The 13,805-nt window shown below is 72.8% G+C and carries 12 protein-coding genes; 7 read left to right on the forward strand and 5 right to left on the reverse strand.

Annotated elements, in window-relative coordinates; genetic code table 11:
- Positions 1–47: 47 nt before the first annotated feature.
- From ACIP82_RS35365 to ACIP82_RS35380, 4 genes are all read right to left on the reverse strand, one after another.
- A complete protein-coding gene (locus tag ACIP82_RS35365) occupies positions 48–971 on the reverse strand; it encodes a reverse transcriptase domain-containing protein (RefSeq protein WP_400659513.1) in 924 nt (307 codons plus the stop codon).
- Positions 972–1,520: 549 nt separating this feature from the next.
- Positions 1,521–1,730, reverse strand: a complete 210-nt coding sequence (locus tag ACIP82_RS35370; RefSeq protein ID WP_400659516.1) for a hypothetical protein — start codon at positions 1,728–1,730, stop codon at positions 1,521–1,523.
- A gap of 244 nt (positions 1,731–1,974) precedes the next feature.
- On the reverse strand, positions 1,975–3,117 hold the full coding sequence (locus ACIP82_RS35375) for a Fic family protein (protein WP_400659517.1): 1,143 nt from the start codon (positions 3,115–3,117) through the stop codon (positions 1,975–1,977).
- Positions 3,118–3,178: 61 nt separating this feature from the next.
- Positions 3,179–3,799 carry a DciA family protein gene (locus ACIP82_RS35380; RefSeq protein ID WP_400659519.1) on the reverse strand — a complete coding sequence of 207 codons (621 nt, stop codon included), beginning with the start codon at positions 3,797–3,799 and terminating at the stop codon, positions 3,179–3,181.
- A 24-nt stretch (positions 3,800–3,823) separates the two neighbouring features.
- On the opposite strand from ACIP82_RS35380, the gene ACIP82_RS35385 reads away from it, so the two are divergent.
- The 7 genes from ACIP82_RS35385 to ACIP82_RS35415 all read left to right on the forward strand — a co-directional run bounded on the left by ACIP82_RS35385 (position 3,824) and on the right by ACIP82_RS35415 (position 13,368).
- The gene (locus ACIP82_RS35385; protein WP_363609423.1) at positions 3,824–3,964 is read left to right on the forward strand and encodes a hypothetical protein; all 141 of its coding nucleotides are present in this window, start codon (positions 3,824–3,826) and stop codon (positions 3,962–3,964) included.
- A 170-nt stretch (positions 3,965–4,134) separates the two neighbouring features.
- A complete protein-coding gene (locus tag ACIP82_RS35390) occupies positions 4,135–4,557 on the forward strand; it encodes a hypothetical protein (RefSeq protein WP_400659521.1) in 423 nt (140 codons plus the stop codon).
- A gap of 176 nt (positions 4,558–4,733) precedes the next feature.
- A complete protein-coding gene (secD, locus tag ACIP82_RS35395) occupies positions 4,734–7,067 on the forward strand; it encodes a protein translocase subunit SecD (RefSeq protein ID WP_400659523.1) in 2,334 nt (777 codons plus the stop codon).
- Between the two features lie 300 nt (positions 7,068–7,367).
- Complete coding sequence (locus ACIP82_RS35400; protein WP_363609417.1) at positions 7,368–8,276, forward strand: Lrp/AsnC family transcriptional regulator; 909 nt, start codon at positions 7,368–7,370, stop codon at positions 8,274–8,276.
- A 151-nt stretch (positions 8,277–8,427) separates the two neighbouring features.
- The gene (locus ACIP82_RS35405; protein WP_400659526.1) at positions 8,428–9,897 is read left to right on the forward strand and encodes an APC family permease; all 1,470 of its coding nucleotides are present in this window, start codon (positions 8,428–8,430) and stop codon (positions 9,895–9,897) included.
- The gene (locus ACIP82_RS35410; protein WP_400659529.1) at positions 9,894–11,540 is read left to right on the forward strand and encodes an amidohydrolase; all 1,647 of its coding nucleotides are present in this window, start codon (positions 9,894–9,896) and stop codon (positions 11,538–11,540) included. The genes ACIP82_RS35405 and ACIP82_RS35410 overlap by 4 nt, the downstream gene beginning before the upstream one ends.
- A gap of 190 nt (positions 11,541–11,730) precedes the next feature.
- Positions 11,731–13,368, forward strand: coding sequence for an alkaline phosphatase D family protein (locus ACIP82_RS35415; RefSeq protein ID WP_363609411.1), 1,638 nt, complete (start codon positions 11,731–11,733; stop codon positions 13,366–13,368).
- 105 nt (positions 13,369–13,473) lie between these two features.
- On the opposite strand, the gene ACIP82_RS35420 is transcribed toward ACIP82_RS35415, so the two are convergent.
- Entirely contained in the window at positions 13,474–13,791 is a 318-nt protein-coding gene (locus ACIP82_RS35420; RefSeq protein WP_400659532.1) for an SHOCT domain-containing protein, read from the reverse strand.
- Between the last annotated feature and the right edge of the window lie 14 nt (positions 13,792–13,805).

The following is a 13,805-nucleotide window of genomic DNA, read 5'->3' on the forward strand; positions in this document are numbered from 1 at the left end:
GGCCTACCTCCATCACCAGTGCAGCATCACGTCGGAAGTTTCCGTCTCTACACCGGAACCTCCCTCAGTGTTCGTGGCGCACAGTCGTCCGCGTAGCGGACGAATCGCCAAACAGGGAGCCCCTTCCAGACACGGCGCCGGCGCCTCATCTCGGTCGACATAACCTCTCCTGGCTTCCACGGAGCCGTCATATGCTCATCAAGCACAGACAGTGCAATGTTGGCCAAGAGCGGCGATAGAATGCCCCCTTGCGGCGTACCGCTCCGCGTTTCTGAGACTGTGCCGAGTTCCGTAAGAACCCCGGCTTTCAGGAACGCTTTGATGAGCCGCAGCACGCGCTTGTCCTTGATCCTTCCACGAACCCGTTCCATCAGGGCTGAATGGTCGATGGAGTCGAAGCACGCTTCGATATCGGCATCCAGTACCCATCGGTATCCACGAGTCCCGTAAAAGTGAATCTCGGCAATCGCATCATGTGCGCGCCGCTCGGGCCTGAAGCCATATGAGACTGGTTCGAAATCTGCCTCAAAGATTGGCTCCAGGACAAGTTTCAGCGCCGCCTGGACAACCCGATCCGTTACCGTGGGGATTCCCAGGCTGCGAACCTTTCCAGAACCGCCCGGCTTGGGGATCTTGCGTTCCCGAACCGGTTGCGGTCGGAACTCACCCGACTTGATCGCCGAACGAAGGTCCTCCAGGAACCGCGACACCCCGATCTCTGCTTCGATGCGTACGGGCGTCAGCCCGTCCGTCCCAGCAGTGCGGGCTCCGCGGTTGGCCTCGACCCGCCACCACGCCATCCTCAGCGTGGCTGGGTCATGCACGAGGTTGAACAGGTCGTCGAATCGGCGGCCCTTCTGGTCCGCCGCCCAACGGTGAAGTTTGGCCTGCATCTCCGATACCTGTTGATTTGAACTCGCGGGGAGCCCCTCCAGCACGGCGTCGCCATTCGGCGGCGCATCTTTCGGCATTGCAGTCCCTCCCTTCTGATTCTGCTGCCGCCCTTCGCCATGTGACCGGCTTTCCCGGTCTCGGACTACTACGGCGGCTCCGCCCCGTCCAGGCCCGTTCGACTGACGGTGTGCCCAGCCTTTGTCCGCACTGGATGTGCGGATGAAGGCGAGGGCCTAGACGGTTCCCGTGTTCACTCGCATTCGATCGACGGATTAGGCACCCAACTTTGCCCCCGCGACATCGCCGTGATTACCCCGCAGCACTTCATCACGGCCTCCCCTTCGCTGCACACATATCACTCTGGGAAGTTCTCCGCTCCACGACGGGAGCGGGTCTGCGTCGCCTCCGGCCCAGATCCGCCAGGTTAGAGCCGGTGCCACTTGTAGGAGCGTAAAACGCTGGTTCCTCTCGTATACCTTTCCGTCTTGCTTGCCGAACCCGCCCTATCTGGCAGTGCTAGAACGTCCCGGATTTGTCAGGGCTGCTCCCGCCTTTCTCGGCACCTCCCGAGTCAGGCTGCCCTCAGCTTCGCTATTCTGCTGCGACAGAACAGCGGTGGTGGTCTTTCACCACCACTCGAATACAAGCGCCTCACGGCGCACGTGCGCGAAGTGGCAGACCCGGTCGGTGTAGAGCTTCGTCGTCAGCTGGTCGCCGCGGCCGCCGAGCAGCGACCCGCACCAGAAGGTGTCCTCGCTGTGCTCCTGGCGGAAGGCATCCAGCTCGATCGCCTCCAACGGCAGGATCAGCGGCACCTCCGATGCCGCGCTGCCCAACACCGCCGTCTGAATCCGCCGCTTGTCACCCGGAAACGACAACCCCCAAACTCGGGCCTGACCATGGCTGTTTCATCGTGCCACCACGCCGTGCCGGGCACCGGGGAAACGGCGCAAGTCCCACCAAAGCACTGGTGAAGCCGACGGAACAGAGTGCCGGCGGGGGCGTGGACCGGCAGACGAACGCTCGGGTTGATCTCCAGCAAGCCGGTGGCCGGCCTCCGTACCAATCGCGAACCGCCTGCTATACGGCGGTATACGGGTTGACGATGGTGTGGTGCCGTTGCGCGGTTTCCAGGACCTTCCGCGGAAAGCGGGGCCCGGCAACGTAGTGACGGCCCTTCGTCTGCCCGACCGCTGTCAGAAGTTCCGCCTTGGTCAGGGCCTGCAGGTCCCTCGTCGTCTGTTGGGTGTTGATCGCTTCGGCTTTCTCGTAGCGCGAGCGGCGCACCCGCCCCACCATCGCCACTTCGTGCAGAGCGGTCGTCTGGCGCTCGGTGATCCCGTAGCTGCCGGCTACCTCGATGAGCTGTGTCCAGCAGTCATTGGACCGGTCGACGCGACGCTGGACCCGCTGCGTCTGCTGGTGGTAGGCGAGGAGATTGAACTTGATCCACGGCAGTGCGTCCCGCTGGGGTGACCAGACCGGACCGCCGACCTCGCGCAGCACCTTGTAGTAGTCCCAGGTGTTGCCGGGCATCCCCAGCCACTCCTCGATCGAGGAGAACTCGGGGGCGAGGACTCCGCCCCGGGCGATCAGGAGGGTTTGCAGAGAGCGGGACATCCGGCCGTTGCCGTCCGACCAGGGGTGGATCTTCACCAGGTTGAGGTGCGCCATCGCGGCCCGCACGAGGACGTGGCTTTCGAGGTCGTCATCGTTGAGCCAGTCGACAAGCTCACTCATCAGACCGGGCAGCAGCTCGTGGTCCGGTCCCTCGTAGTCCGTGGCCAGGTCGTCGCCGGGGGCCGTGATCCGAATGGCCGTCCTGCGCCACTGCCCGGCGGTCTTGAGCGGGTGGTGGTGGCCCTGGAGCATCCAGTGCAGGGCGTTGAGCAGTTCCTTGCTGTAGCGGAAGTCAGCGGCATCGTGGAGGGACTGGATGTAGGCCATGGCCTGCTGGTAGGCCAGGGTCTCCGTCTTGTTCTCGTCGCTGGCCTCGACCTCGCGCTCGCCGTCCATCAGGTCGGCGACATCCCTCGCGTCGACCTGATAGCCCTCGATGGTGTTCGAGGCCGCGATGGCACTGGCCGTGAGGGCCTTGCGCAGGTCGAGGGTCCATTTCATGGGGGCCTGCTGAACCGCGTACCGCAGCTGGTCGCGCATGGAGTTGATCTGCTCCAGGACCTGATGGTCGACGGACTCGAGGCGGGGCGTCTGATACAGCATGAATCAATGATACCCAGCTCCTATCATTCAATCATTCCAGGCTGCCGAGCCGCGGTCCTCGTCACGCGGCACCGCGGGTGAGGGCCGGCGGCGACTGGCGGGCGGTGCGCAGCGGGACAGTGTGGCCGCAGACGACGGCGACGGCGGCGTGGTGGCGGGCGAGGAACTCGCGGGCGCGGGCGGCTTCGGCCAGGGCCTGCTCGTCCTGGATGGGCGGGCGGTGATCCCGTTCGGGCTCGCGCAGGCGGTTGCAGTGCCGGCGCAGGATCTCCTCCCGGGCTGCGGCTTCTTCGTCGAGCGTGGCCTGGCGGGCCTGGGTCTGCTCACGCATCTGTTGGCGGAGCTGCTGGTAGGCCACGCTGTCGGCAGGTGGCGGCGCGGTCGGCGCGGGGGCCGGGTCCGTCGTCGGCCGGACGGGGGCGACCGGCTCGGTGTCGGGTGTCGGGGCGGGGGTGGCCTGGCCGGCGCGGATGTCGATGGCGCGGACGGTGTCGGGCCGCGCCGCGTTGAGCTTGGTCAGGAGCTGGCGCTGTTCCAGGCGGAGCTTGGTGGCCCAGGCCGGGGAGTCGCAGGTGATGCGCAGGGTGCGGGTGTCGGCGTTGAACCCGGCCGGGAACCAGTGCAGGGCGGCGTCGGCGCCCGTGGAGGTCGCCTCCGCCTGGGGCGGGCCCGCCGTCCGCACAGGGCCAGGGAGGGCCTTCACCGGGTGCGGGGCACCCAGGACCCGCGCTCCGCCGCACCGTGCGCGCCGGTCGGGAGTAGACGCTACGCGGCGGTGGACAGCCCGGCCCGGGTGGACAAGGGGGTCCAGCGGCTCCAGCGGGCGTTCGGGGAGACGGCCCGCTGAGCACCGTCCGGCCCGCCGCGCGACCTGCGCCGGCCCCCGCCGGACCGTGACTCCGGCCCTGGCCGGTCCGCTCCGCCGCCCGAACCTCCCCGCGCGGCGGCGCCGTCGCCTACAGTGAGAGCTTCTTGCGGACGGGACCGGGTGACGGCACGGGCGGGGAGGGGGCCGGAGTGGAGCGACGCGTACGTCGGGCCGCGGCGGCCGCGCTGTCCTGCGCGTTCCTCGCGGCCTGGGCCGTCTGCCAGGTCCTCCTCGGCACGGCGACGGGCGCGGCGCAGCCGGCCCCCGACGCGCCGCCCGCCGTCGCCGCCCCGGCCGCCCCCGCCGCCGTACGGCTCGGCCCGGCGGGCGCGGAGGTCCGGCGCACCGCGGACCGCCCCGACTCCGACGTCGCCCAGCGGCGGACGGCCGCCGCCGAGCCCGGCGTCCGGCTGCCCGCGCTCCCGCCGGCCGCGCTCCCGGCCGCCCGGACAGACGCCCCCCGGCCCCGGGCCTGGATGTACGCCCCGGGGCCGCGTCAGGAGCGGGCGCCGCCGTCCGACCACTACGACCCCCGCCACACCCGCGGTCCCCCCTCCACCCGGTCCAGCTGACGTCCCACCGCGCCCGCCGACCCGGGTGCCGCGGCCTGCCCGCGGCCCGGACGGGAGGGCTCCGGCCACCGTGCCCGGAGCGTTCCCGGCGACGCGCCATCCCCTCGCGTCCGCCCGTCCCGGGTGCGGCGTCCCCCGCGGACGCCCGGCTCCCGCGGACCGCCCGTGGAGTACCCATGCCTACTCGCCGTGCCACGTTCTGGCGCGCGCTCGTCGCGCTCGCCGTCGTCGGTGTCTCGCTCTACGTCGCCCTGACCACCCCGCCCCGCCTCGGCCTCGACCTGCGCGGCGGCACCCGGATCGTCCTGGAGACCCAGAACTCGCCCACCGTCCGCGCCGACGCGGACGCCACCGACCGGGCGCTGGAGGTGCTGCGCCGCCGGGTCGACGGCCTCGGCGTCGCCGAACCCTCGCTCGTCCGCGCCGGGGAGCGGCGCATCGTCGTCGAACTCCCCGGCGTCCAGGACCCCCGCGAGGCCGCCGGGGTCATCGGCCGCACCGCCCAGCTCACCTTCCACCCCGTCACCGCGACCGCCGACGGCCCGGCCGGGCCCCCCGCGGCGGACGGCTCCCGGGTCCTCGCCGACCCCGGCCTCCCCGGCGGCCACCTGCGACTGGGCCCGCCGGTGCTGACCGGCGACGGCGTCAAGGACGCCTCGGCCGTCCTCGACACCCGGACGGGCCTCGGCTGGAGCATCGACCTCTCCTTCCGCGGCTCGGCCGGCGACGCCTGGGCCCGGCTCACCGGGGAGGCGGCGTGCGCCGCGCCGGCCGACCCCGCCCGCCGGGTCGCCATCGTGCTCGACGACCGCGTCCTGTCCGCCCCCGGCGTCCAGGAGAGCGTGCCCTGCGGGCAGGGGATCACCGGCGGTTCGACGCAGATCACCGGCGGCTTCTCGGCCGACGAGGCCCGCGACCTCGCGGCCCTGGTGAAGGGCGGCGCGCTGCCGGTCCCGGTGACGGTGATCGAGCAGAGCACCGTCGGCCCCACCCTCGGCGCCGAGGCGATCCGGGCCAGCGCCCTGGCCGCGGTCATCGGCCTGCTCTGCACCGGGGCTTTCATCATCGCGGTGTACCGCCTGCTCGGGGTGCTGGCCACCGTCGCGCTGGCCCTCTACGGACTGATCTCGTACGCCGCCGTGGTCGCGCTCGGCACGACGCTCACCCTGCCCGGGCTGGCCGGCTTCGTGCTCGCCATCGGCATGGCGGTGGACGCCAACGTGCTGGTCTTCGAACGGGCCAGGGAGGAGTACACCGCGCCCCGGGCGGCCGGCCCCGGCAAGGAGCGCGACCTGCGGCGCCCGCTCCGCGTCGGGTTCGCGAAGGCGTGGAGCGCGGTGGCCGACTCCAACGTGACGACGCTGCTCGCCGCCGGGCTGCTCTTCGTGTTCGCCACCGGCCCGGTCAAGGGCTTCGGGGTGACGCTCTCGATCGGCGTGCTGGCCTCGATGTTCTCGGCCATGCTGATCACCCGGCTGCTCGCCGAGTGGGCGGTGCGCCGGCCGGCCGTCGCCCGGCGGCCCGCCCTGACCGGCATGGCCACCATCGGCCGGCTCCGGACCCGGCTGACCCGGCGGCCGCCCCGGCTGATGCGCCACCGGCGGCGCTGGCTGGTTGCCAGCGCCGGCCTGCTGCTGCTCGCCCTGGCCGGGATCGGCGGGCGCGGCCTGGACTTCGGCGTCGAGTTCACCGGCGGCCGGGTCGCGCAGTACACCGCCGCACAGCGGGTCGACGCGGACGCCGCCCGCACGGCGGTGGTCGACGCCGGGTTCCCGCAGGCCGTGGTGCAGACCACCGGCGACACCGGCGTGTCCGTCCGCACCAAGGAGACCGGCGACGACCAGCAGCAGCGCATCCGGGAGGCGCTCACCGGCGTCACCGGCGAGCTGTCCGTGGAGCGCGACGAGCTGATCGGGCCGAGCCTCGGCAGCGAGCTGCGCGGCTACGCGCTGGCCGCGCTCGGGCTCGCGGTCGCCGCCCAGCTGCTCTACCTCACGATCCGCTTCCGGTGGACCTTCGCAGCCGCCGCGGTGATCGCGATGGCGCAGGACCTGCTGCTCGTCCTCGGCCTCTTCGCCTGGCTGGGCAAGCCGGTGGACAGCGTCTTCCTCGCCGCGCTGCTCACCATCGTCGGGTACTCGGTCAACGACACGGTGGTGGTCCTGGACCGGCTGCGCGAGCTGCGCCGGACCGGGACGAAGGCGAGCTGGGCGGACCTCGCGGACCGCGCCGTGGCGCAGACCCTCCCCCGGACGGTGAACACCGGCATGGGGGCGCTGTTCGTCCTGGTGGCCCTGGCGGTCCTCGGCGGCGACTCGCTCGCCGACTTCTCGGTGGCGCTGCTGGCCGGGGTCGTGGTGGGCACGGCGTCGACGGTGTTCACCGCGATGCCGGTGGTCGTGCTGCTCCAGGGGCGGTTCCCGGACCGGCCGCGGGAGGCCCGGGAGGCACGGACGCCGCACGCGGCGGGCGCGGCGCGGGCGCGCGACCACAACGGGGCGGTGGTCTGAGCGGCGCTCGATCCGCTCCCGGAGTCCGGTCGGGGAGCGGTGCTGCGGCTGCTCCAGGACGGTTTCCTTCACCGCGCGGGGGAGGCCTCCGCGGTGGGCGAGGGCCGCCTGCAGCGGGATGGGGACAGCCTGCCGACTACGCCACCGTGGTCCGGACGTCCAAGAGCAGCGCCCACCGGTACGCGGCGGCCGTCGCGCGCCATACGGAGGCCCGACCGGGCGGGTGCGCTCCGCCCCCGGCGGCCGCCGGCCGGGGCGGTAGATTGCCGGGACTCCCCGCATCGTCCTCAGGAGCTTCCCGTGCTCGACACCACCGACGCCGCCCTGGTGCGCGAACTGCAGCGCGACGGCCGGGTCAGCTACCAGCGGCTGTCCGAACTCCTCGGCATCTCGCGGGAGGCCGCGCGGGCGCGGGTGCAGCGGCTGCTCCAGCGCGGCGAGGTGCGGATCGTCGGCATCGTGCCCCCGTCGGTGGCCGGGATCGAGGCGGTCGCCCATGTGTCGCTGGACGTGTCGGGCCCGGGCGGACCGGTCGCGGCGGCGGCGGCCGCGCGGCGGGCGACCAGCTTCGTCTCCTGCACGGCCGGGCCGCAGAGCGTGCTCGCCGAGATCCGGGTCGCCGACGGGGCCGCCCTGGAGCGCGAGTTCGCGGCGCTGCGGGCGACACCCGGGGTGCGGCGGCTGGAGGTGTTCCGCTGCGCCGAGCTGGTCCGGGACGCCTACGCGCCGGAGGTCGCGGGCGGGCGGCCCGGTCCGCCGCCCGCGCTGGACGGGGCCGACCGCCGGCTGCTCGGGCTGCTCCAGCTGGACGGCCGGGCCAGCTTCGCCGCGCTGGCCGAGCGGATCGGGCTCTCCCAGCCGGCCACCCGGGCGCGGGTGCTGCGGCTGCTGGAGCTGGGCGCGGTGCATGTGACCGGGCTGGTGGAGTCGCGTGCGCTGGGCGTGCGCGAGGCCGCCGGGGTCGGCCTGGGCGTGCGGGGGCCGGTCCGGGCGGTCGCCGAGGCGGCCGCCGGACTGCCGGGGGTGAACTACGTGGCCACCGGCTACGGGCGCTTCGACGTGGTGTGCGGCCTGGACGCCCCGGACCGCTCGGCGCTGCTCGCCGGGCTGGAGGCGGTGCGCGCCCTGCCGGGCGTGGCCCGCTCGGAGTCCTGGGTGCACCTGGACATCGTCAAGGAGTCCTACACCTACGATCTACCCATCCGATAAGCGATTTCTTCTCCTGGAAAGCACCAGGCGAACGATCCGCCCACATAACAGATTCTGATAGGCGAAACGATATAAATGAACTCTTGACGCGTTCTTTTCGCCTCGCCTTCAATGGCCGGACACCTTCCCCCGCGAGAGAGTCCGGTCACCGATGACGTCTTCTCCTCCCCCTCCGCCCGCGGTCGCGGCGCTGCCGCGCTCGCTGGGCGTCTTCGGCGGAGTCCTGCTGACCCTGTCGTGCGTGACGCCCGCGTCGTCGCTCTTCATCGTCGTGCCCCCGCTGCTGCAGTCCCAGGGCAGCGGCGCGGTCATCAGCCTGCTGGTGGCCGCCGTGCTCTCGCTCGGGGTGGGCCTGTGCTACGCCGAGCTCGGCACCCTGGTGCCCAGCGCCGGCGGCGAGTACTCGATCGTGGGGCAGGTGCTCGGCCGGCTGGCCGGCTGGCTGGTGTTCGTGATCTCGATCGTCTCGCTGCTGGTGATCCCGCCGATCATCGCGCTCGGCACCGCGGACTACCTCGGCTCGGTGCTGTCGCTGGACCCGGCGGTCGCGGGCGGCGCGGTGATGGCGCTCGCCGTCGCGGTGGGCGTCCTGGACATCAAGTCCAACGCCCTGATCACCGGGATCTTCCTGGGCCTCGAAGTCCTCGCCGCCGCCGTCGTCACCGTGCTCGGCCTGACGCACATCCAGCAGCCGGCCTCGACCCTGGTGCACGCGGTCGTGCCGGACGGGCAGGGCGGCACCAGCCCCTTCACCCTCGGGCTGCTGATCTCCGGGCTGACCGTGGCGATCTTCACCTACAACGGCTTCGGCACCGGCATCTACCTCTCCGAGGACCTCCGCGACCCGCGCCGCTCGGTCGCCCGGACCGTCCTCTGGTCGCTGCTGGCCGGGGTCGTCGTCATCACCCTCCCGGTGATCGCGATCTGCCTGGGGGTGAGCTCCCCGGACCAGCTGGCGGCGGGCGATCTGGTCGCCATCGTCGACTCCTGGGCCGGCAGCGCGGTCGGCACCTTCGTCAGCCTCTGCATCGCCGCCGCCATCCTCAACGCCGTCATCGTGATGGTGATCCAGAACGGCCGGGTGCTCTACGCCTCCGCCCGCGACCGCACCTGGCCCGACCGGGTCAACCGCGCCCTCGGCACCCTGCACCCGCGCTGGGGCTCCCCCTGGGTCGCCACCCTCGCGATCGGCCTGCCGGGCGCGGTGCTGGCGCTCACCGTCCCGATCGAGGCGCTGCTCGGCTTCACCGGCGTGGTCGTCGCGGTGATCTACCTGCTGCTCGGCATCGCCGCCCTGGCCGCCCGGCGCGGCCGCCACCGCGCCACCGGCGCCTGGCGGATGCCGCTCTGGCCGGCCGCCCCCGTCCTCACCACCGTCGTCCTCGGCTACACGCTCACCCGGCAGACCGGACGCGATCTGCTGATCACCCTCGCGGTGCTGCTCGTCGGGGTCCTCTACTGGTTCCTCTACCTGCGCCCGCGCAGCGCGACGCACTGGGTGCTCAGCCTGCCCGCCGACCAGACCGCCGGGACCGGCCCGGCACCCCGGGCCGCCACCGCCGTCCCTGTCACCGCTGCCGCCACCGCCACCGCCGCCACCACCGCTTCGGAGAACTCGTGAACCGCCCCGCCGAACTGATCGTCCACAACGCCCATGTCCACACCGTCGACGAGCGGCGCCCCCGGGCCGAGGCGGTCGCCGTCCGCGACGGCCGGATCGCCTGGGTCGGCGACGGAGACGGCTGGCGCGAGCTGGCCGGCCCCGGCACCGAGGTGGTCGACGCCCGCGGACGGCTACTGGTGCCCGGCTTCGTGGACAGCCACAACCACGTCCGGCTCGGCTCCGACGCGGCCTGCGTCCAGCTGGCCGGCGCGGCCGACCTGCCCGAGATCGGCCGCCGGATCGCCGACTGGCTGCACCGCAACCCGTCCGCCGACTGGGTCGAGGCCGAGGCCTTCGACTACTCGGCCGTCCCCGGCGGGCGGATGCCCACCGCCGCCGACCTCGACCCGTACACCGGCGACCGGCCCGCCTTCGTGCTCAGCTACGACGTGCACACCGTCTGGCTGAACACCGCCGCCCTGCGCCGCCTGGGCATCACCGCGGCCACCCGTGAACTCCCCTTCGGCACCGTGCGGACCGACCCGGCCACCGGCGAACCCACCGGATTCCTCACCGACTTCGCGGTCCGCGGCCTCTCCCGGGACGGGCACCGGGCGCTGCGCGCCGCCGGCGTCCCGTGGGCCGCCCCCGACCGGCAGTACGGCCGGCTCTGCGCGAGCCTCGACCTGGCGGCCCGGTACGGCCTGACCACCGTCGTCGAACCGCAGAACTCCCTCGACGACCTGGCCCTGTTCGAGCGGGCCATCGCCGAGGGCCGGCTCCGCTCGCGCCTGGTCGCCGCGCTCTTCCACCCGCGCGGCACCACCCCGGCGGAGCTCGCCGGGTTCGCGGCGGCGGCCCGCCGGCACAGCGGCGACCGCTTCCGGGTCGGGCCGCTCAAGCTCTACATCGACGACGTGGTGGAGCCGCACACCGCCGCCCTGCTGGAGCCCTACGCGGGCCACCACAGCCACCGCGGCGAGACCTTCTACCCCGCCGAGGAGTTCGCCGAGGTGCTGGCCGGCCTCGACGCGGCCGGCTTCCAGACCTTTGTGCACGCCACCGGAGACCGGGGCATCCGGACCGTGCTCGACGCGGTCGAGCACGCCCGCCGGGTCAACGGGGCCCGGGACGCCCGCCACCAGGTGGTCCACGTCGAGTGCCTCGACCCGGCCGACGTGCCCCGCTTCGCCGAACTCGGCGTGGTCGCCTGCATGCAGCCCCGGCACTGCTCCCCCGACATCGCCGGCCCCGGCCGGGACTGGGCCGAGGCCGTCGGCGAGCAGCGCTGGTCCAAGGCCTGGCCGATGCGCAGCCTCCAGGAGGCCGGTGCGGTGCTGGCGTTCTCCAGCGACTGGAACGTCGCCGAGATGGATCCGCTGGTCGGCCTCTACACCGCCGTCACCCGCCAGGGCCTGGCCGGCGGCGAGGCCTGGGTGCCCGGCGAGACCGTCTCGCTGGCGGACGCGCTGCGCGGCTACACCCTGGGCAGCGCCTACGCCAACTTCCTGGACGACCGCCTGGGTTCGCTCACCCCCGGCAAGCTGGGCGACCTGGTGCTGCTCTCGGAGGACCTCTTCGCCCTGGACCCGAAGGCCCTGCTGGACGCCCGGGTCGACCTCACCGTGGTCGGCGGCGAGGTCGTCCACCGGGCCGGCTGACCCCCGCTCCGCCCGGCGGCGCGTGCGCGCCGCCGGGCCCCGGCCCCGGCCCGGCTCTGCGGCAATTGACCGTTTCGGACACCGCTCTCATCTGATGATCACTCATTTGCCAGCAATCGGACTCCTGGCGTACGGCGCCGTCCACTCGAATTCCTTCGCACACCGTCGAGATTCGAAAGGCACTGGACCCATGGCCCGTACCGCCGATCACCTGTCGCCCGACCAGCAGCTCAGGGAGGCGGCGACCCGCCTCGGCCGCCGACGGTTCCTCACCGTCACCTCGGCCGCCGCCGCGCTGGCGTTCACCACCAACCTGCCCGACGCGCAGGCGGCCGACGCCGAACTGGCCCCCCGCTCGCTGACCGAGAACCCGTTCACCCTCGGCGTGGCCTCCGGCGACCCGCTCCCCGACGCGGTGGTGCTGTGGACCAGGCTCGCCCCCCGCCCGTACGAGCCGGGCAACGGGCTGCCGCCCACCGGCACGGTGCGCGTCGGCTGGGAGATCGCCCGGGACGAGCGCTTCCGGAAGGTCGTCCGGCGCGGCACGGCCAGGGCGCACGCGGAGTTCAACTACAGCGTGCACGTCGACGTGGACGACCTCGACGCCGACCGGGTCTACTGGTACCGGTTCACCGTCGGCAGCTGGAGCAGCCCGACCGGGCGCACCCGCACCGCGCCCGCCCGGGGCCGGAAGCTCGACGAGGTCCGCCTCGGCCTGGTCTCCTGCCAGGCCTACGAGGACGGCTACTTCACCGCGTACCGCCACCTCGCGAACGAGAACCTGGACGCCGTCTTCCACGTCGGCGACTACATCTACGAGTACGGGATCGACGCGGTCGGCGGCGACCGGAAGTACACCGACCGCACCCTGCCCGCGCTCTACAACCACGAGACCACGACGCTGGAGGACTACCGGCTCCGGTACTCCCTCTACAAGACCGACCCGGACCTCCAGGCCGCGCACGCCGCCTTCCCCTGGTACGTCACCTGGGACGACCACGAGGTGGAGAACAACTACGCGGCCGGCATCCCCGAGAAGGGCCAGTCGCCCGAGGCGTTCGTGGCCCGCCGCGCCGCCGCCTACCGGGCCTACTGGGAGAACATGCCGCTGCGCATGCCGAAGCCCGACGGCACCGACCTGAAGCTCTACCGCCGCGTCCACTACGGCCAGTTGGCGCAGTTCGACATCCTGGACACCCGCCAGTACCGCTCCGACCAGGCCAACGGCGACGGCTGGCAGTACCCGACCCCGGAGTCCGCCGACCCGGCGCGCACGCTCACCGGCGCCACCCAGGAGCGGTGGCTGCTGGACGGCTTCCGCCGCTCCAGCGCGGTCTGGAACGTGCTGCCGCAGCAGGTGGTGTTCAGCCAGAGGAAGAACACCACCAACCCGACGTCCAAGCTCTCGATGGACGCCTGGGACGGCTACCCGGCCGCGCGCGAGCGGCTCCTGACCGGGGTCGAGCGGGCGGGCGTGAAGAACCTGGTGATCCTCACCGGCGACGTCCACGTGGCCTACGCCCTGGACGTCAAGCGGGACTTCAACGACCCGGCGTCCCGGACGGTGGGCGTCGAGTTCGTCGGCACCTCGATCAGCAGCGACGGGGACGGCGAGGAGCGGCCCTCCAACTGGAGCACCCTCCTGGCGGCCAACCCGCACATGAAGTTCTACGACGGGCGGCGCGGCTACACCACGCTCACCCTCGACCGCCGGCACGCGCGCGCCGACTACCGGACCGTCTCCCACATCACCACGCCGGGCGGCACGATCAGCACCTCCGGTTCCTTCGTCTCGGAGGCCGGCCACCCCGGCATCCAGCAGGCCTGACACCCCCCTCGGACGCCCCCTCGGGCATGCGCCGGGCCCTCCGTGCCACCGCCGGCACGGAGGGCCCGGCGCATCACGGGGCCGGCGTGTCACGGGCCCGGCGCATCACGGGGCCAGGACGCGCTGCTTGGCAGCGGCGAACTCCTCCTCGCTGAGCATCCCCTGCGCCCGGAGCGCGGCGAGGCGTTCCAGACCGGCCAGCACCTGGTCGTCCGGCGGAGGAGGCGGTGGAGGCGGTGGAGGCGGCGGAGGTGCGGCAGCGGGTGGCGGCGGTGCGGCGGCGGGCGGCGGTGCGGCGGCCTGCTGGTGCCGGGCGGCGACGCGGCCGGAGACCGCGGTCGCGGTGCCCGCCACGACGGCGGTGCGGGCGGCGGTGCCGATCAGCCCCGGGCGCCCGCCTCGGGAGAGACGACGGCCGATCATGAGCTTCTCCTCCT

It is taken from the genome of Kitasatospora sp. NPDC088548, assembly GCF_044753005.1.
In the GTDB taxonomy this organism is placed as follows: Bacteria; Actinomycetota; Actinomycetes; order Streptomycetales; family Streptomycetaceae; genus Kitasatospora.